The organism is Pseudomonas sp. PA15(2017), from assembly GCF_001945395.1.
Classification (GTDB): Bacteria; Pseudomonadota; Gammaproteobacteria; order Pseudomonadales; family Pseudomonadaceae; genus Aquipseudomonas.
Map to the genome: position 1 here is coordinate 18,222 of NZ_MSXV01000050.1, position 16,722 is coordinate 34,943.

Here is a 16,722-nt window from a genome sequence, read left to right on the forward strand (position 1 = left end):
CGGCATGGCGCCCGGCTCATTGCGCCAAGGCAGGCGGTCAGCCGAGAAACGCGGCCACCTGCGGCGCATCGAATGGCCAGCGCAGTTCGGCGCCCGTGTCCACACGCCGCAGCACGGGAATCACCAGGGCATAGCGCTCCAGCAGCCCAGGCCCTTCGGCGATATCCACCAGCTCGACCAACAGGCCGTGTTCCACGAACGGCATCAGCACGGCTTCCGCATGGTCACACAGGTGACAGCCGAGTGTGCCGAGCAGCTGGCATTCAGGGAGCATGGTCGACGCGGCCTGCGAGGTTATCAAACCCTGAGTTTATCACCTCGACAGCGTTGCTCAGGCCTTCTCGCTACCCTTGCCCGACGGCGGCGTCAGCGTCGAGCCCAGCAGGCCCTGCAAGCCGTCGAGCAAGCGCCCGTTGACCTGCTCGGCCTTGTCCAGGCGCCCAGCATCGAAGCGCTCGTCCAGCGAGAACCCGCCCTTGAGCAGATCCTGCAGCAAGCCCTTGCCGTCACTGACCCAGGCGTCGGCATTACGCAGGGCATCAAGCAGACCCTGGGCATAATCGGTCAGCGCACCATTGACGGCACTGGCCGACTGCCCGCCCTGGCTGGACACCGAACCATAGGTGTCGGTGGCCTGGCGTACGCTGGTCTGGGTCAGGCGCAGCGACATGGAGGCCAGTTGCGAGCTGTCCATGTCCAGCGCCATGGCGCGGTCGAAGGCGCCGGCCACATCGCCCGAATAGAAGTAATTGGACAGATCCTGCACCTGCGAGAACAGCTTCTCCAGTGCAGCCTTTTCCTGATCGTCCAGCTCGCCCTCTACGTCGACCTGCCAACCGCCGATCTGCAGACTACCGGACTGACTGTTGGCGCCCTCGGTACGCGACCAGGCTGCTGACGCCTGGGCCACCGAAACACGCAGGCGGTCGCCATCGCGAGTGGTGATATTGAGTTCGAAACTTTCCGCTACCGCAGCGAAGCGATCGCTGGACGCGGGCGTCACAGCGCTGTTCTCACCCGCGCTCGGCACCGCGCCGTAAAGCTTGTCGAGCCCAGCAAAGCCCTGCTGAATGCGCTTGAACGTGTCGTCGATATCGCTGGCGATCTTGTCCTTGAGCACGCCCATGCCGTCGAGGATCTTGCGCGCCTCGTCGAAGCCTTTCTGCACACCGGAACGCGCCTGATCGAGCAGCTGCTGCAGTTTCTCGGGGCTGGCACCAGACGCCGCCTCGCTCTTGAGCCGCTGCTCGACGAGGCCCATGACGCGACCGGCGACCTTCTCCGGCGAGAAGTCGTCTTGTTTGGCCGTCAGCGAGCCGGGCGGCAGGCCAAGGCGCTCGGCCAGGCGATTGGACAGCGCCGCCTGGGCGTCGGCCGCATTGCGAATGGTGGCGGGCTGACCGCCGAGTTGCGGCGAGCGGCCTGTCGTGTTGGTCGACAGGGGGATTGAGATAGCCATGGCAAGTCACCGAAGCGGAGCATGTTCAAGGTTGACGGCAGCCTTCGGCAAAAGTTTAGGGCTGACAGTCAACCAATCGACCGGGCGGCTCGCGCGTCAATCCTGGCTCACCGAACCGATCTTGTGAATCGACAGGTCGGCGCCGTAATACTCCTGCTCCTGACTCAGGCGAATGCCTACCGCCTGCTTGAGCAATCCATACACCGCAAAGCCGCCAAGCAGAGCCACGGCAACGCCAGCCAGGCTGCCTACCAGTTGGCTGGCGATGCTCACGCCGCCGAGACCGCCCCACAGCGGCTGGCCGAAGATGCCGCAGGCGATACCGCCCCAGACGCCACACAGTCCGTGCAGCGGCCAGACGCCGAGTACGTCATCGATCTTCCATTTAACCTGTGTCGCGGTGAAGGCCCAGACGAACAGCGCACCGGCGATGACGCCGGTGACCAGGGCGCCCACCGGATGCATCAGGTCGGAGCCGGCGCAGATGGCGACCAGCCCGGCCAGCGGGCCGTTGTGCAGAAAGCCCGGGTCATTGCGGCCGACGATCAGCGCGGCCAGGGTGCCGCCCACCATCGCCATCAAGGTGTTGACGGCCACCAGCCCGCTGATGCTGCCCAGGGTCTGCGCGCTCATCACGTTGAAGCCGAACCAGCCGATGATCAGCACCCAGGAGCCCAGCGCCAGGAAGGGGATGCTCGAGGGTGCCATGGCCACCAGGCGGCCGTCGCGGTAGCGGCCATGGCGGCGCCCCAGCAGCACTACCGCGGCAAACGCCAGCCAGCCGCCGACGCTGTGCACGACTACCGAGCCGGCGAAGTCGTGAAACGGTGCACCGAAAGTCGTCTGCAGCCAGGCCTGGAAACCAAAGTTGCCGTTCCAGATCATGCCTTCGAAGAACGGGTAGACGAACGCGACGATCAGGGCGGTGGCGCACAACTGCGGGCCGAAACGCGCTCGCTCGGCGATGCCCCCGGAAATGATCGCGGGGATCGCTGCCGCGAAGGTCAGCAGGAAGAAGAATTTCACCAACGCGTAGCCGTTGCCCTCGACCAGGACGCTGGCCGGGTGCAGGAAGCTGACCCCATAGGCGATCCAGTAGCCGACGAAAAAGTAGGCGACGGCCGAGATCGCGAAATCCGAGAGAATCTTGGATAGCGCATTGACCTGGTTCTTCTGCCGCACGGTGCCGACTTCCAGAAAGGCGAAGCCGGCATGCATGGCCAGGACCATGATGGCGCCGATCAGGATGAATAAGGTGTTCGAGCCATGAATCAGGGTTTGCACGGCACTGTCGAGATTTTCCATCGAAGCACAGACTCCGCAGCGAAAAAGCACCAAAAAGGAACACCGGCCCAGCAAGAAGCACCATTTACAAGCACGCTATCTCGCCTCATCGCGCACCCATTGGGAGCGCATCGGCATCACGGCGCTCCATCGCCCCGCCCTTTCAAAGCTAATTCTTTGTTTATCAGATGGTTAACAGGGCACCAGACAGATGCCAGGACGGATGCCAAGCACCATAACCATGCATGGTGGCCTACGTCGCCGTTCGCCAATGCAATGCCTGTGCCCTGCTGGGCGGGCTCCGCGTCCGTCCCGGCAGATAGAGTGAACCTGCCAGTGGTGCGCCACTCGAACCCCTTACACCGCCTCATACCTACAGGAGATTGATCAATGGCCCGCCCACTCCCCTCGCGCCCCGTAGCTCCGGCCAACAAGGAAGAGCTGCTCGAAGAGTTCCAGGCACTGGTACGTGACACCGAAACACTGCTGCAGCATTCGGCCAGCCTGGTCGGCGATCAGGCCGAAGAGCTGCGCGCGCAGATCCGCGACAGCCTGGGCCGTGCGCGCACCACCCTGAAGAACACCGAAGAAACCGTGGTACAGCGCGGCCGCGCGGCTGTGGGTGCGACCGAAGACTATGTGCAAACCCATCCATGGCAGACCATCGGCATTGCCGCTGGCATTGGTATACTGATCGGCATGCTCATTAGCCGACGTTGATCAGGACAGCACATGGATGACAGCCAGACAGCAGCACCTCCCAGCCGCGGCCCCTCGCCACGGCGCCTGGCCGGTGCGCTGCTCGGGCTGGTCCATGGCCATGTCGCACTGTTCAGCGAAGAGTTTCGGGAGCAGCAGGCGCGCACCGTCACCCTGCTGATCCTGACCGGTCTTTGCGTACTGTTCGGCCTGCTGCTGATCGTCGGCCTGTCGGCTGCCTTGCTGATTGGCTTCTGGGATACCCACCGTATTCTGGTCATCACCCTGCTTTGCCTGTTCTATGCAGCCGGTCTGCTGGTTTGCGGCTGGAGATTGGTGCAGCGCATGCGCAACGCTCCGGCACCGTTCAGCGCCAGCCTCGAAGAACTGGCCCGCGACCGCGAGCAACTGCTGCCATGAGCGACAAAAATACTCAGGAACTGCGCAAGACCATGTTGCGGCTGCGCCTGGAAATGCATCGCCAGGAAATCCGCTACGAAACCCAAGTGATGCTGGAACCATTGCGCAAGGCCAAGGATTTGAGTACTCACTGGCGCCAGGAACTCAAGGGTAGCCACGCACCAATCTGGATCACCGGAGGCGTATTCGCCCTGACCGTCTTGGGCATGCGCGGCGGCCAATGGCGCCGCTGGCTGCGCATGGCGCTCGCCGCGTTCCCTGACCTGCGCAAACGCTCGTCTGGCCATGAACGCGAAGAGCCAGCAGAGAAATCCGATCAAGCCTGAACCTGGCCACCTTCTTGCTACGAGAGCACAAAAAGCCTGGGTGAAACCTGGCTAACCTGCCCTCTCACTAAGGATGTGCCCGGTGCTCGACGGTCAACCTACCGCCGTCTTCCAACCCTTCATCGATACCGCCACCGGCCAGATCGCCGGCATCGAAGCCCTGGCTCGCCTGCGCGACGCCGCTGGCCGCCTACATTCTGCGGGGCCACTGTTCGCCGATCCGAAAACACCCGCCGCGGCTCTGCGCCGGCTGGACCGAGCGATACGTGAGCAGGCATTCGCGCGCTTCCATGATGCGCCGCCCGACTGGTTCCTGAGTGTGAACATCTCGCCACGCTGGATTGGTCGCCTGCGCCCACAGCAGGCGCTGCCGAGCCTCAAGCAGTTGGCAGGCAGTGGCGTCGATCCCACTCGCGTAGTGTTCGAGATCACCGAGCTGGGCGGCGCCAGCCAGCGCCTGGCGGCAGTAGCCGCGCGCTACCGCGAGGCCGGCGTGCGTATCGCCATCGACGATTTCGGGGCCGGCTACTCGCAGCTCGACCGGGTGCTCGCGCTGCGCCTCGACATCCTCAAACTGGATATGCGCCTGTTCCAGGAAGCAGCGCGCGGCGGGCCCAGCGGCGAGGTGGTCAAGGCGCTGGCGATGATGGCGGAAAAGACCGGCTGCTGGATCATCGCCGAAGGCGTGGAAACCGAAGCCGAACTGCATTTTGCCCTGGAGTGCGGCGCCCGCTACGTGCAGGGCTATCTGTTCGCCAGGCCGGAGCTGGAATTCTTCGACAGTGGCGCATTCGTCGAGTGCTTCGCCCGCTTGCGTGACGCCTATGTGCACAAGAAGCTCGCCGACCGCATGCAGCTGATGGCCCTGCGCCGCCAGCTCGCCGAGCTGTTCAGCCAGCTCAAGCACAGCCCCGACGGGCTCGCGCCAATGGTGACGCCAGGCGCCTACCCCTGGCTGATCCGCCTGTACCAGTGCGACCGCCACGGCACGCAGATCACCCCCAACCTGGAGTGGCGCGACGGCGCCTGGCAGGCCGATGATCGCTACTTGGGCCATAACTGGTCATGGCGCCCCTACTTCTACCAATTGCTTGCCGAAGGCTGGGAAGAACGCCGCTTGATCCTTTCCAACACCTACCGCGACGCCACCACCAACCAGTACTGTCTGACTGCTGGGCAGTTCATCGATAACAGCAGCCGCCTGTTGCTGGTCGACATCGACGCCAGTGGACTTTAGTGCATGCGGCCTTGCAGTTGCGGGAACGAACAGGGAAGCTAACGGACATTCGCGCATGCGCCGCCTTTCGAAGGCCGCACGCGCCCGACCCGTCGTATCCGGTAAAGGAAGCACGCTTGGACTGGCAAACCCTGCTCACCCGTGAACGTCTTGGCAAACCGGCGCCCAGCGCTGATGAACTAGGCCGCAGCCCCTTCCACAAGGATCACGATCGGATCATCTTCTCCGGTGCCTTTCGCCGGCTGGGCCGCAAGACCCAGGTGCATCCGGTGTCCAGCAACGACCACATCCATACCCGCCTGACCCATTCGCTGGAAGTCAGTTGCGTGGGGCGCTCTCTGGGCATGCGTGTCGGCGAGATGCTGCGCGGCGAACTACCGGCCTGGTGCGAGCCCAGCGATCTGGGCATGGTGGTGCAGTCCTCCTGCCTGGCCCACGACATCGGCAACCCGCCGTTCGGCCACTCCGGTGAGGACGCCATCCGCCACTGGTTCCAGCAGGCCGCCGGGCGCGGCTGGCTGGACGCCATGAGCGATGCCGAGCGCGGCGACTTTCTCAGCTTCGAGGGTAATGCCCAAGGCTTTCGCGTACTCACTCAGCTGGAGTATCACCAGTTCGATGGCGGCACACGGCTGACCTACGCGACCCTCGGCGCCTACCTCAAATACCCCTGGACGTCGCGGCATGCCGAGGCGCTGGGTTACAAGAAGCACAAGTTCGGCTGCTACCAGAGCGAGTTGCCGCTGCTCGAGCAGATCGCCAGCAAACTCGGCCTGCCGCAACTCGAGGAGCAGCGCTGGGCACGGCACCCACTGGTCTACCTGATGGAGGCTGCGGACGACATCTGCTACGGCCTGATCGACCTGGAAGACGGCCTGGAAATGGAGCTTCTCGACTACGCCGAGGTGGAATCGCTCCTGCTCGATCTGGTCGGCGACGACCTGCCGGAAACCTACCGTCAGCTCGGCCCGCACGATTCACGGCGGCGCAAGCTGGCGATCCTGCGCGGCAAGGCCATCGAGCACCTGACCAACTCGGCCGCCCAGGCCTTCGTCGAGCAGCAGCCGAGCCTGCTGGCCGGCCGCCTGGAGGGCGATCTGGTCGAGCACATGCACGGCCCGGCCAAGCACTGCGTGCAGGCAGCGAAGGCCATGGCCCGCGAAAAAATCTTTCAGGACAAACGCAAGACGCTGCACGAGATCGGCGCCTACACCACGCTGGAAATTCTCCTCAATGCCTTCTGTGGTGCAGCGCTGGAGCAACACGGCGGGCGCACGCCGTCGTTCAAGAACCGACGCATTCTCGACCTGCTGGGCCACAACGCACCCGATCCACACTGGCCACTGTACCGCTCGTTCCTGCGCATGATCGATTTCATCGCCGGCATGACCGACAGCTACGCCACCGAGATGGCGCGGGAAATGACCGGTCGCTCGAGTCCGGTCTGAGCATGCGCCAAGTGTTCAAGCAGTTGTTCAGCTGGCACGCCGGGCCACCCGCCTGGGGGCCGGCGGTGGTCGCCGGTCTGGGTTGTGCGCTGCCGCTGCTGCTCGGTCTGTTCAGCGCCCACCCGGGCTTTCTGTGGGCCTCGGTGGGCGCGTTCCAGGCCGCCCAGGCCAACCCGCTGCACCGCTTCGGCATGCTACGCATGTTGCTGCTCACCGGCCTGGGCGCCTGCAGCGCCGGCCTAGGTTTCTGGTCGGCCACCCACCCGCTGATCAGCTTGTCGCTGTTCGCCGCCTTCGGCCTGCTGCTGGCCTGGCTGCAGCGCTACGGCACCGAGGCCGGCAAGCTGGGCATCGGCCTGACCGTCTGTCTGTGCCTGGGCCAAGGCCAGTACGGCAGCAGCATGCTCAACAACCCCAACGCCATCGCCATGCTGTTCATGCTCGGCGGGCTGTGGGTGATGCTGCTGGCCTTCGGCTTGCGCGGCCTGCATGGCCTGCGCATGTGGCCGCACATGCCGCGTCTGATCAGCCTGCTCAAGGTGTTGCGACGGCATGCGCAGCGGCAATCTCGCCAACAATGGGGCCTGTACGCCCTGGGCTGTACGGTGGCGGTGTCCATGGCCGGCTTGATCGTCAATCTGGCCCACCTGCAGCGCGGTTACTGGCTGACCCTGGCGGTGGTCACCACCCTGCAACTGGAATTCAGGGGTAGCCTGGTGCGCGCGCTGCAAGCGAGCATGGCCAGCCTGACGGCCGCCGGCCTGCTGATCCTGTTCGGCCATAGCCTGCAGAGCCCACCGCTGATGGTCGCCATCATGCTGCCGCTGATCATGCTCAGCCGTGCCCTGCAAGCCAACCACTACGGTCTGTTCGTGCTGCAGACGACGGTCTGCTTCGTGCTGCTGGCCGAAAGCCTGGCCAAGGACTGGCACCTGCCCCAGGTGCGCCTGTTCAACGTCACCCTGGGTATCGTGCTGACCCTGTTCATCGCCCTGCTGATGCACGGCCTGCGCCAATGGCTGGATAACCGCGACGCCGCCAAGCTAGGCACAGCGGCAGCGGACGAGCGAGCGCCGGCGCAGCAATCGGAAACAAATCAGGTGGGCGGCGAGAGACCCTAGGTCGGTACGAAAAGCCTGCGAACGCAGGTACTTTTCGTAACGAGCCTGGCGGGCAGAAAAGAAAAGGGCCTCGAATGAGGCCCTTTGTCGTGGATCAGGAAGCCGAGTTGATCTCTTTTTCCGGGTACCACACGTCCAGCAGCGGGCTGACGCTGAAATCGACCAGCTCGGAGCGGCCCTTCAGCCAGGCTTCCACAGCGGCGCGTTGCTCTTCGCTGACCGAACCACGCTTGGCCAGGCACACCAGGCCATAGTCGTCACCGCCAACATAGCCCAGGCCATTGGCGTTCATCGCGTCACTCAGGAAGGCATCGAGGAAGGCGTCGACCGCTTCATCGCTCAGGTCTTCCTTGAAATTCAGGTTCAGTTCGAAACCCAGCTCCTGAAACTCGTCCACACAGAGTTTCTTGCGCAGACGACGGGAACGATTGGTAGCCATGGGTATAAATCCTTGCAGAGTGATAACGCGCGGCACTCTACCAGTTTAGCGGCGGCGATGCCTGCCAGCCGACGAAAAATCGACCGCGATCGTCGTCTCGAAGGTCCACACCGACAGCCAATGGATGACCGACCATAAAATCCCGCAATCACGGCCCTTGGCGGCCCGATGATGGGGCATAATGCGCGATATTGTCCCAAACCGCTGTGGGAGCTCGTAATGCGATTTTCCGTTGTACCCGCCGTTCGGAGGCTGCGCATCCTCCGCCCTCTGGCCCTCGCCTGCCTCGTTCTGCCCGCCGCCTTACCTGTTTATGCAGCCACCAGCGCGACGCTTCCGGAAAGCGTCGCCAAGAGCCTGAAGACCAACAAGATGGGTCAACAGTCGCTGTCCGTGGTGACCCTGCCGCTCAACGGGCCGGGCAACGGCACCATCTTCAATGCCGACGTGTCGGTGAACCCGGCCTCGACCATGAAGCTGATCACCACCTTCGCCGCCCTCGAGCTGCTCGGCCCGACCTTCCAGTGGAAGACCGAGTTCTACACCGACGGCCAGCTCAAGGACGGCGTGCTCAACGGCAACCTGTACCTCAAGGGGGGCGGCGATCCCAAGCTGAACATGGAAAAGCTCTGGCTGATGCTGCGCGACCTGCGCGCCAACGGCGTACGCCAGGTGACCGGCGATCTGGTGCTCGACCGTACCCACTTCGTGCAACCGGATCTGCCCGCTTTCAATGATGATGGCGGCGATGCCAACAAGCCCTACCTGGTCACCCCCGATTCGTTGCTGGTCAACCTCAAGGCGCTGCGTTTCATCGCCCGTGCCGAGAACGGCAAGGTCACCGTGGCTGCCGAGCCGCCTCTGGTCGGGCTGAAGCTGGACAATCAGGTCAAGGTGCTCAAGGCCGGTAAATGCCCGGCCTGGCCAGATGTGCGCTACAACCCGGTCAAGGAGTTCGATGGTACCCGCGTGATCGTCACCGGCCAGCTGACCGATGGCTGCAGCGCCCAGACCTACTTGTCACTGCTCGATCACCCGTCCTACGCCGCCGGCGCGGTGCGGGCGATTTTCGGTGAGCTGGGCGGCAGCATCATGGGCAAGGATCGCCAGGCCGAAGTGCCTAAGAGCGCCACCCTGCTGGCCCGCGCTTTCTCGCCTGACCTGGTGGAGATCATTCGCGACATCAACAAGTACAGCAACAACACCATGGCCCGTCAGCTGTTCCTCAGCATCGGCGCGCAGAACCGCAACGAGGCCGACATCGATGACGCTCACGCCGCGCAACGGGTGATTCGTGCCTGGCTGGCGCGCAAGGGCATCACCGCGTCGCAGCTGGTCATGGAGAACGGTTCCGGGCTGTCCCGCGCCGAGCGCATCAGCGCCCGGGAAATGGGTCGGATTCTGGAGGCGGCCTGGAAGAGCCCTTACGCGGCTGAGTTCATCAGCTCGATGCCGATCGTTGCGCTGGACGGCACCATGCGCAAACGCCTGCGCAACACGCCGATGGCCGGCCAGGCGCACATCAAGACCGGCACTCTGAACAACGTGCGCGCCATCGCCGGCTTCAGCCGCGACAACAACGGCAACAGCTGGGCCGTGGTGGCCATTCTCAACGATCCGAAACCTTGGGGCGCCTCGGTGATTCTCGACCAGGTGCTGCTCGACCTCTACAAGCAGCCGAAAAGCGCTGCCCGCTAACCGCCTGAGGCAGCCCGGGCCGAGCTAGGCGACGCCCGGGGAAGCCATCCAGGGTATCGCCTGGCTCGAACCAGGCGACCGTAGCCGCGTCACTTCGCCATGATCTTCCAGGCACGATGGATCTTGGCATTGCGAGCGAAGTCCGGGTCGATGGTCTCGGTGCTGATTTCCTCGATCCGATAACGCGCTGGCAACTGCTCGTCGAGCAGGAACTTGCGGAAGTTGTTGGAGAAATACAGCACGCCACCCGGCGCCAGGCGCGCCATGGCCATGTCCAGCAACTGGACGTGGTCGCGCTGCACGTCGAACACCCCCTCCATGCGCTTGGAGTTGGAGAAGGTCGGTGGATCGATGAAGATCAGGTCGTATTCGCCACGATCATCGCCCAACCAGCTCATCACATCGCCCTGCTCCAGACGGTTCTTGTCCGAGAAGCCGTTGAGCGACAGGTTGCGCCTCGCCCAGTCCAGATAAGTCTTCGACAGGTCGACGCTGGTGGTGCTGCGCGCGGCCCCCTTGGCCGCGTGCACACTGGCCGTGGCGGTGTAGCAGAACAGATTGAGGAAGCGCTTGCCTGCCGCCTCTTTCTGGATGCGCAGGCGCAGCGGGCGGTGGTCGAGGAACAGGCCGGTATCCAGATAGTCGGTGAGGTTGACCAGCAGCTTGATGCCGCCCTCCTTCACCTCCATGAACTGGCCTTGGGCCGCCTGGCGCTCGTACTGCTTGGTACCGCTCTGGCGCTCACGACGCTTGATCACCACCTTGCTCTTGTCGATGCCGAGGGCCTGGGGAATCGCCGCCAGGGCATCGAACAGGCGCGCCTGGGCTTTCTCCGGGTCGATCGAGCGCGGCGCAGCATATTCCTGCACATGCACCCAATCGTGGTACAGGTCGACGGCCAGGGCGTACTCGGGCATGTCGGCATCGTACAGGCGGTAGCAGTCGACGCCCTCGCGACGCGCCCATTTGCCGAGTTGCTTGAGGTTCTTCTGCAGGCGATTGGCGAACATCTGCCCGCCCTCGCTCAGGCGTGCCTGCTCGACCGGCGCCGGCGCGGGCTTGATCGGGTTGCCGTTGCGGTTGAGCTTCGGCGCCTCGGCCTGCAAGGCACTCTGCTCGCGCTCACGTTCACGCTGCTCGGGCGTGCGGCGCTCGCCGGTGACGAACTGCTCGGGCTGCACCTTGATCAGCAACAGCTTGCACGGCAGGGCGCCGTTCCAGAACGAGTACTGCTTGTGGCTGCGGATACCCATGCGCTTGCCCAGGTCGGGCGCGCCAGTGAACACCGCCGCCTCCCAACCCATGCACGCCTGGCGCAGGCGCTCACCGAGGTTCTGGTAGAGATACAGCAGGCTGGCTTCGTCGCCCAGGCGCTCGCCATAGGGCGGATTGCTGATCACCAGGCCTTTCTGATTCTGATCCGGGCGCGGCTCGAAGGTCGCCACTTCGCCCTGATAGACCTTGATCCAGTCGCTGAGCCCGGCACGATCGATGTTGTTGCGCGCTGGCTGGATCAGCCGCGGGTCAGCCTCGTAACCGCGAATCCACAGCGGCGGCTTGGCCAGTCCCGCTGCGGCGCGTGCCTCGGCCTCGGCACGCAGGCAATTCCAGGTGGCCGGCACATGGCCGAGCCAGTTGCTGAAGCCCCACTGCTCGCGCGTCAGGTTCGGGGCGATATCGGCGGCGATCATCGCCGCTTCGACCAGAAAGGTGCCCACGCCGCACATCGGGTCTGCCAGGGCACCACCCTCGGCGGCGATGCGCGGCCAGCCGGCGCGGATCAGCACGGCCGCGGCCAGGTTCTCCTTCAGCGGCGCGGCGCCCTGCTGCAGGCGGTAGCCGCGCTGGTGCAGGCTGTGGCCGGACAGATCCAGCGACAGGATCGCTTCACCGCGGTCCAGGCGCAGGTGCACACGCAGGTCCGGGTTGAGCCTGTCCACCGAGGGGCGAGTGCCGTCGGCCTGGCGCAGCTTGTCGACGATGGCATCCTTGACCTTCAGGGCGCCGAAATGGGTGTTGTCGATGCCGGAACCGTGGCCACTGAACTCCACCGCCAGGCTGCCGCTCCGCTCCAGGTGCTCGAACCAGTCGACGTCGAGCACGCCCTGGTAGAGCGACTCGGCATCGCGCACCGCAAAGCGTGCCAGCACCAGCAACACCCGGTTGGCGAGGCGCGACCACAGGCACAGCCGGTAGGCGGTTTCCATGCTGGCAATGCCACGAATGGCCGAGGTGTGCTCACGGGCCTCGTCTAGGCCCAGTGCCTTGGCTTCCTCGAGCAGCAGGCCTTCGAGCCCCTTCGGGCAAGTGAGGAAGAGTTCATTTTGGTCCGACATCATAGATCCAGTGCCCGAAGGCGGTAATGGGTTGGCCCCAAGGTGGGCGCAACCAAAAATAAGTGACAAGAAGTCGCAATGCGACCCTTCGTCCGAATAAATAGCAGCTGCAATCGATAGCCATTCACGATGGCAAATCACCAGCAGACTCGATGAGAGCCACCAGCCGCGCGGGTTTCAGCGTCCGGCGCGGTTACAGCTCATGCAGCTTATGGCTTGACCCTCAAAAGCGTTACGTCCTTATGACAAATCGATCATTCACACCGCTTCGTGCATTCGATAGAAATCTACCCAGGCCGTCGTCGCAACGACGATGGCACATGGAGGCTCGCGACGCCGGCAGCGGACTCCAACGGCAGACCTTCTGCCTGACCTCCTGGAGGTCAACGGGACATAAAACAGTCAACAAGTGAGGGCAACACCCTATGAGAAGACTTAAGCGTGATCCGTTAGAAAAAGCATTTTTACGCGGCTATCAGTACGGTATCAGTGGTAAATCCCGCGAGCTGTGTCCTTTCACTCTTCCGTCCGTGCGTCAAGCCTGGCTCAATGGCTGGCGTGAAGGCCGCGGTGACAACTGGGACGGTTTGACCGGCACTGCCGGCATTCATCGACTCAACGAACTTCGCGCAGTCGGCTAACGCCAAGGACCTACCGACTTCACCAAGCACGCTCCATCCGAGCGGCGGGCGCAAGCCCAGGGGCTCCCTAAGGGAGCCCTTTTTATTGCCCGGGATTCAACGCCGCGCTGCCGCGATAGCGTCCACCGCCTCGCGAATCAACGCTGGTCCCTTATAGATGAAGCCCGAATAGATCTGCACCAGGCTCGCGCCTGCGGCGATCTTCTCTGCCGCGTGTCGCCCCTCGGTGATACCACCGGCGGCGATGATCGGCAGCCGCCCGCCCAACTCGCCTGCCAGCACGCTGACCGTATGGGTGCTCTTGTCGCGCACCGGCGCCCCGGAGAGCCCACCGGCCTCGGCGGCGAATTGCAGATGCTCGACGCCCTCGCGACTCAGCGTGGTGTTGGTGGCGATCACCGCATCCATACCGCTTTCCAGCAGCGCCGCAGCGACCTGCACGGTTTCCTCGTCGCTCATGTCCGGAGCGATCTTGATCGCCAGCGGCACACGCCGACCGTGACTCAGGGCCAGCTCGTTCTGCCGGTTGTGCAGGGCATCGAGCAACTGCTTGAGCGAATCGCCGAACTGCAGGCTGCGCAGCCCCGGGGTGTTCGGCGAGCTGACGTTGACGGTGATGTAGCTGGCGTAGGCGTAGACCTTGTCCAGGCAGATCAGGTAGTCGTCTACCGCGCGCTCGACCGGGGTATCGACGTTCTTGCCGATATTGATGCCCAGCACGCCGCGATACGTGGCCGCCTGCACGCGGGCCAGCAGGTGGTCGACTCCGTGGTTGTTAAAGCCCATGCGATTGATGATCGCCTCGGCTTCGGGCAAGCGGAACAAACGCGGCTTGGGGTTGCCCGGCTGTGGCCGAGGAGTGACGGTGCCGATCTCGACGAAGCCGAAACCCAGCTGCGCGAAGCCGTCGATGGCATCACCGTTCTTGTCCAGGCCCGCTGCCAGACCCACCGGATTGGCGAACTGAAGGCCCATGACCGTGACCGGCAGGCTGCTCGGAGCCTTGGTCAGGCGGCCAGCCAGCCCCAGGCGGCCAGCGGCGCCGATCAGGTCGATGGACAGTTCGTGGGAAGTTTCCGGGGACAGTTTGAACAGCAGCTCGCGGGCCAGGTTGTACATGGGCAGGCTTAGCTCGACAGTGGCGAATCGAAAGGCGCGAATTATAGCCGGCCAAGCGTCCGCGTAGCGAGGATTAGGGCAAGCGCCGCAGGCTCAGCAGCTCACCGGCATCGTTGAATTGCAGCTCGAAGGAACCATGAATACCGGCATGGGTCAGAAACGGCCGGAAATGGTGGGCCGGAATGCTGACCCGGCGCCCGTCACGGCTGATCGCCTGGATGCGGTTGGCCCGCCCCTGATAGATCGCCTGAATGCGGTCTGCGGGTAATGCGATATCCAGCACCAGGCTAGCCATGGAGGCTCCTTGCAAATCAATCGACGGATTCTGCCACACTCCCAGGCGCTGCACGCGGCCTGCCCATGTATTGCGGCCCCCGGGGTCGACATTCTGCGCCAGAGGTCGTGCAAGTCGCCGTCGGCTCTGCCACACTGCGCCGGGCAAACCGACGTACGCGAGCTGCCATGAGCCTGCCTGAACAGCCCAGCCCCCTTGCCTCACGCCTGGCCGCCCTGGCTCAGCGCGTGGGCCTGCTTGGCCGCGGCTGCAAGCCCATCTTCGAACGCGCCAGCCAGTTGCAGCTGCCGTTCTCCGCCATCCCCACCTTCGGGGACAACATCTGCTGGCTCGGCGGCCCGCCCCTGCAGCGCCTCAAGGACCTGCCCCGTAGCGCGCTGTCCGGCCCGGTACAGGAAGACAAGGCCGAAGCCCACGCCGCACTGATTCAGCTCATCGGAGTCGAACACCGCAATCTGGAGCAGTTCGATCTGCGCCTGGTCGACAGCCTGGTGCACTGCGACGGCAGCTACGGCAGCCTCGAGGACTATGCGGCCAGCGAAGCCTGTCGGCAGATTCGTATCATCAGCTACCGCGACTTCCTCAAGCACCTCGGCAAAGCACTGCCCGAATACCCGCACCAGAGCCTCGAGCTGTTCCACGCCCAGTGGCGCGGCGAGCGACTGTTCTGGGCCGGTGACGGCAACCCTGAAGCCTTCGCCAGCGCGGTGGCCTACGCGCGGCTGCGTGGCCTGGAAATTACCCTGCCGGCGAAGATCACCTACTACCGCATCAGCCCCGACGGCCTGCGTGATCTGGAGCAGCGTTACCACGCCCTGGCGATGCCCTGCGCCGCCTGGAGCGATGCCAGTTTCATGCAACTGTTGATGGAGCATGAGGTGCCCTACGCTCGCCTGAGCCTGATGCGCACGCCGGGCTCGCCCGAGTTCCTGCTGCTGCCCAAACATTCGCCGCAGGCCTGTGCGCTGGGCGAAGGCCTGCTCCAGGCCGGCGCACCGGACATGCTGCGCTACGTGCGCGAGCTGAGCTGACCGACAGGTTTTGTAACCACTTTTCCCGGATGCACGGGGCGACCAGGGGTCAGTCTTTGTTCCCCTCTTTGTCTGGAGCATCGCCGTGCGCATTGCCCTCGCTTCTTTGCTGATCGCAGGCAGCCTGCCTGTCCTCGCCGCCGAAACACCGCGCTATGGCGCCGAGCTGCAGGGGTTCGATTACCCCCATGAAGTCAAACGCTTCAAGTTCGAGTCGCAAGGCGTCTCGTTGCAGATGGCTTATATGGACGTGCAGCCTGAGAACGCCAACGGTCGCACGGTGCTGCTGATGCACGGCAAGAACTTCTGCGCCGCAACCTGGGAAGGCAGCATCGAGGCGCTGAGCGACGCCGGCTACCGCGTCGTAGCAGCGGATCAGGTCGGTTTCTGTAAATCCAGCAAGCCGGCGCATTACCAGTACAGCTTCCAGCAACTGGCCAGCAACACCCACGCGCTGCTCGAACAGATCGGTGTCGACAAGGTGACCGTCATGGGTCACTCCATGGGCGGCATGCTGGCCACCCGCTACGCCCTGCTATATCCCGAGCAGGTCGAGCAACTGGTGATGGTCAACCCGATCGGCCTGGAAGATTGGAAAACCCTCGGCGTGCCTTACCTGAGCGTCGACCAGTGGTACCAGCGCGAGCTGAAAACCACTGCCGAGGCCAGCCGCAACTACCAGAAGAACACCTACTACGCCGGCCAGTGGCGGCCGGAGTTCGATCGCTGGGTCGACATGCAGGCGGGCATGTTCAAGGGTGACGGCAAGAAGATCGTCGCCTGGAACTCGGCGCTGACCTACGACATGGTTTACACCCAGCCGGTGGTGTACGAATTTTCCCACCTGAAAATGCCCACGCTGCTGCTGATCGGTGAGCAGGACAACACCGCCATCGGCAAGGACGCGGCGCCGGAGGCGATGCGCAGTAAGCTGGGAGACTACAAGGCGCTCGGCCCAGCCACGGCAAAGCGTATTCCCGATGCGACACTGGTGACCTTCCCGGACCTTGGCCACTCGCCGCAGATTCAGGAACCCGAGCGTTTCCATAAGGCACTGCTCGAGGGGCTCGGCCAGAAGCGCTGACACCCATTTTTCACCGCTGGGGTCAGGCAGGACTATCGCCCTGGCTGACCCCACAACGCTCGCCGCGGGTCGCGGCTCCTACGCG

The 16,722-nt window shown here is 64.0% G+C and carries 17 protein-coding genes; 10 read left to right on the top strand and 7 right to left on the bottom strand.

Annotated features, from left to right (window positions below; translation table 11 throughout):
- Positions 1-37 precede the first annotated feature (37 nt).
- The 3 genes from BVH03_RS15760 to BVH03_RS15770 form a co-directional block, all read right to left on the bottom strand.
- Positions 38-274 (bottom strand): glutaredoxin family protein, encoded by a 237-nt coding sequence (locus BVH03_RS15760; protein WP_075962055.1) that lies wholly within the window; start codon positions 272-274, stop codon positions 38-40.
- A 57-nt stretch (positions 275-331) separates the two neighbouring features.
- A complete protein-coding gene (locus BVH03_RS15765) occupies positions 332-1,459 on the bottom strand; it encodes a DUF5610 domain-containing protein (RefSeq protein WP_075962056.1) in 1,128 nt (375 codons plus the stop codon).
- 96 nt (positions 1,460-1,555) lie between these two features.
- The gene (locus BVH03_RS15770; RefSeq protein ID WP_075962057.1) at positions 1,556-2,764 is read right to left on the bottom strand and encodes an ammonium transporter; all 1,209 of its coding nucleotides are present in this window, start codon (positions 2,762-2,764) and stop codon (positions 1,556-1,558) included.
- 369 nt (positions 2,765-3,133) lie between these two features.
- Between BVH03_RS15770 and BVH03_RS15775 the strand changes: the two genes are divergently transcribed.
- From BVH03_RS15775 to BVH03_RS15800, 6 genes are all read left to right on the top strand, one after another.
- Complete coding sequence (locus BVH03_RS15775) at positions 3,134-3,463, top strand: YqjD family protein (protein WP_075930724.1); 330 nt, start codon at positions 3,134-3,136, stop codon at positions 3,461-3,463.
- A 12-nt stretch (positions 3,464-3,475) separates the two neighbouring features.
- A complete protein-coding gene (locus BVH03_RS15780; RefSeq protein ID WP_075962058.1) occupies positions 3,476-3,862 on the top strand; it encodes a phage holin family protein in 387 nt (128 codons plus the stop codon).
- Positions 3,859-4,188: a hypothetical protein gene (locus BVH03_RS15785; RefSeq protein WP_075962059.1), complete on the top strand. Its 330-nt coding sequence runs from the start codon at positions 3,859-3,861 to the stop codon at positions 4,186-4,188. The genes BVH03_RS15780 and BVH03_RS15785 overlap by 4 nt, the downstream gene beginning before the upstream one ends.
- A gap of 82 nt (positions 4,189-4,270) precedes the next feature.
- On the top strand, positions 4,271-5,425 hold the full coding sequence (locus tag BVH03_RS15790) for an EAL domain-containing protein (RefSeq protein ID WP_075962060.1): 1,155 nt from the start codon (positions 4,271-4,273) through the stop codon (positions 5,423-5,425).
- Positions 5,426-5,541: 116 nt separating this feature from the next.
- On the top strand, positions 5,542-6,873 hold the full coding sequence (locus BVH03_RS15795; RefSeq protein WP_075962061.1) for a deoxyguanosinetriphosphate triphosphohydrolase: 1,332 nt from the start codon (positions 5,542-5,544) through the stop codon (positions 6,871-6,873).
- 2 nt (positions 6,874-6,875) lie between these two features.
- A complete protein-coding gene (locus BVH03_RS15800) occupies positions 6,876-7,994 on the top strand; it encodes an FUSC family protein (protein WP_075962062.1) in 1,119 nt (372 codons plus the stop codon).
- A 94-nt stretch (positions 7,995-8,088) separates the two neighbouring features.
- On the opposite strand, the gene BVH03_RS15805 is transcribed toward BVH03_RS15800, so the two are convergent.
- A complete protein-coding gene (locus BVH03_RS15805) occupies positions 8,089-8,433 on the bottom strand; it encodes a YggL family protein (RefSeq protein ID WP_013790960.1) in 345 nt (114 codons plus the stop codon).
- Between the two features lie 219 nt (positions 8,434-8,652).
- On the opposite strand from BVH03_RS15805, the gene dacB reads away from it, so the two are divergent.
- Entirely contained in the window at positions 8,653-10,131 is a 1,479-nt protein-coding gene (gene dacB, locus BVH03_RS15810) for a D-alanyl-D-alanine carboxypeptidase/D-alanyl-D-alanine-endopeptidase (RefSeq protein ID WP_075962063.1), read from the top strand.
- Positions 10,132-10,220: 89 nt separating this feature from the next.
- Here dacB and rlmKL read toward each other — a convergent pair whose 3' ends face one another.
- Entirely contained in the window at positions 10,221-12,467 is a 2,247-nt protein-coding gene (gene rlmKL, locus BVH03_RS15815) for a bifunctional 23S rRNA (guanine(2069)-N(7))-methyltransferase RlmK/23S rRNA (guanine(2445)-N(2))-methyltransferase RlmL (protein ID WP_075962064.1), read from the bottom strand.
- Between the two features lie 425 nt (positions 12,468-12,892).
- Here rlmKL and rmf point away from each other — a divergent pair, with 425 nt between their 5' ends.
- On the top strand, positions 12,893-13,108 hold the full coding sequence (rmf, locus tag BVH03_RS15820; protein WP_073268316.1) for a ribosome modulation factor: 216 nt from the start codon (positions 12,893-12,895) through the stop codon (positions 13,106-13,108).
- A gap of 96 nt (positions 13,109-13,204) precedes the next feature.
- Here rmf and BVH03_RS15825 read toward each other — a convergent pair whose 3' ends face one another.
- Together BVH03_RS15825 and BVH03_RS15830 are read right to left on the bottom strand one after the other, a co-directional pair.
- The gene (locus BVH03_RS15825; RefSeq protein ID WP_075962065.1) at positions 13,205-14,227 is read right to left on the bottom strand and encodes a quinone-dependent dihydroorotate dehydrogenase; all 1,023 of its coding nucleotides are present in this window, start codon (positions 14,225-14,227) and stop codon (positions 13,205-13,207) included.
- Between the two features lie 73 nt (positions 14,228-14,300).
- Entirely contained in the window at positions 14,301-14,522 is a 222-nt protein-coding gene (locus BVH03_RS15830; RefSeq protein WP_075962066.1) for a DUF2835 domain-containing protein, read from the bottom strand.
- A gap of 167 nt (positions 14,523-14,689) precedes the next feature.
- Here BVH03_RS15830 and BVH03_RS15835 point away from each other — a divergent pair, with 167 nt between their 5' ends.
- A complete protein-coding gene (locus BVH03_RS15835) occupies positions 14,690-15,553 on the top strand; it encodes a DUF6685 family protein (protein WP_075962067.1) in 864 nt (287 codons plus the stop codon).
- A 79-nt stretch (positions 15,554-15,632) separates the two neighbouring features.
- Positions 15,633-16,637 (top strand): alpha/beta fold hydrolase, encoded by a 1,005-nt coding sequence (locus tag BVH03_RS15840; protein ID WP_075962068.1) that lies wholly within the window; start codon positions 15,633-15,635, stop codon positions 16,635-16,637.
- The last annotated feature ends 85 nt before the right edge of the window (positions 16,638-16,722 follow it).

Coding starts and splice junctions, on each gene's coding strand:
- BVH03_RS15800 (WP_075962062.1), top strand. CDS start 6,876: ATGCGCCAAGTGTTCAAGCAGTTGTTCAGCTGGCACGCCGGGCCACCC.
- BVH03_RS15805 (WP_013790960.1), bottom strand. CDS start 8,433: ATGGCTACCAATCGTTCCCGTCGTCTGCGCAAGAAACTCTGTGTGGAC.
- dacB (WP_075962063.1), top strand. CDS start 8,653: ATGCGATTTTCCGTTGTACCCGCCGTTCGGAGGCTGCGCATCCTCCGC.
- rlmKL (WP_075962064.1), bottom strand. CDS start 12,467: ATGTCGGACCAAAATGAACTCTTCCTCACTTGCCCGAAGGGGCTCGAA.
- rmf (WP_073268316.1), top strand. CDS start 12,893: ATGAGAAGACTTAAGCGTGATCCGTTAGAAAAAGCATTTTTACGCGGC.
- BVH03_RS15830 (WP_075962066.1), bottom strand. CDS start 14,522: ATGGCTAGCCTGGTGCTGGATATCGCATTACCCGCAGACCGCATTCAG.
- BVH03_RS15785 (WP_075962059.1), top strand. CDS start 3,859: ATGAGCGACAAAAATACTCAGGAACTGCGCAAGACCATGTTGCGGCTG.
- BVH03_RS15770 (WP_075962057.1), bottom strand. CDS start 2,764: ATGGAAAATCTCGACAGTGCCGTGCAAACCCTGATTCATGGCTCGAAC.
- BVH03_RS15765 (WP_075962056.1), bottom strand. CDS start 1,459: ATGGCTATCTCAATCCCCCTGTCGACCAACACGACAGGCCGCTCGCCG.
- BVH03_RS15825 (WP_075962065.1), bottom strand. CDS start 14,227: ATGTACAACCTGGCCCGCGAGCTGCTGTTCAAACTGTCCCCGGAAACT.
- BVH03_RS15760 (WP_075962055.1), bottom strand. CDS start 274: ATGCTCCCTGAATGCCAGCTGCTCGGCACACTCGGCTGTCACCTGTGT.
- BVH03_RS15835 (WP_075962067.1), top strand. CDS start 14,690: ATGAGCCTGCCTGAACAGCCCAGCCCCCTTGCCTCACGCCTGGCCGCC.
- BVH03_RS15775 (WP_075930724.1), top strand. CDS start 3,134: ATGGCCCGCCCACTCCCCTCGCGCCCCGTAGCTCCGGCCAACAAGGAA.
- BVH03_RS15780 (WP_075962058.1), top strand. CDS start 3,476: ATGGATGACAGCCAGACAGCAGCACCTCCCAGCCGCGGCCCCTCGCCA.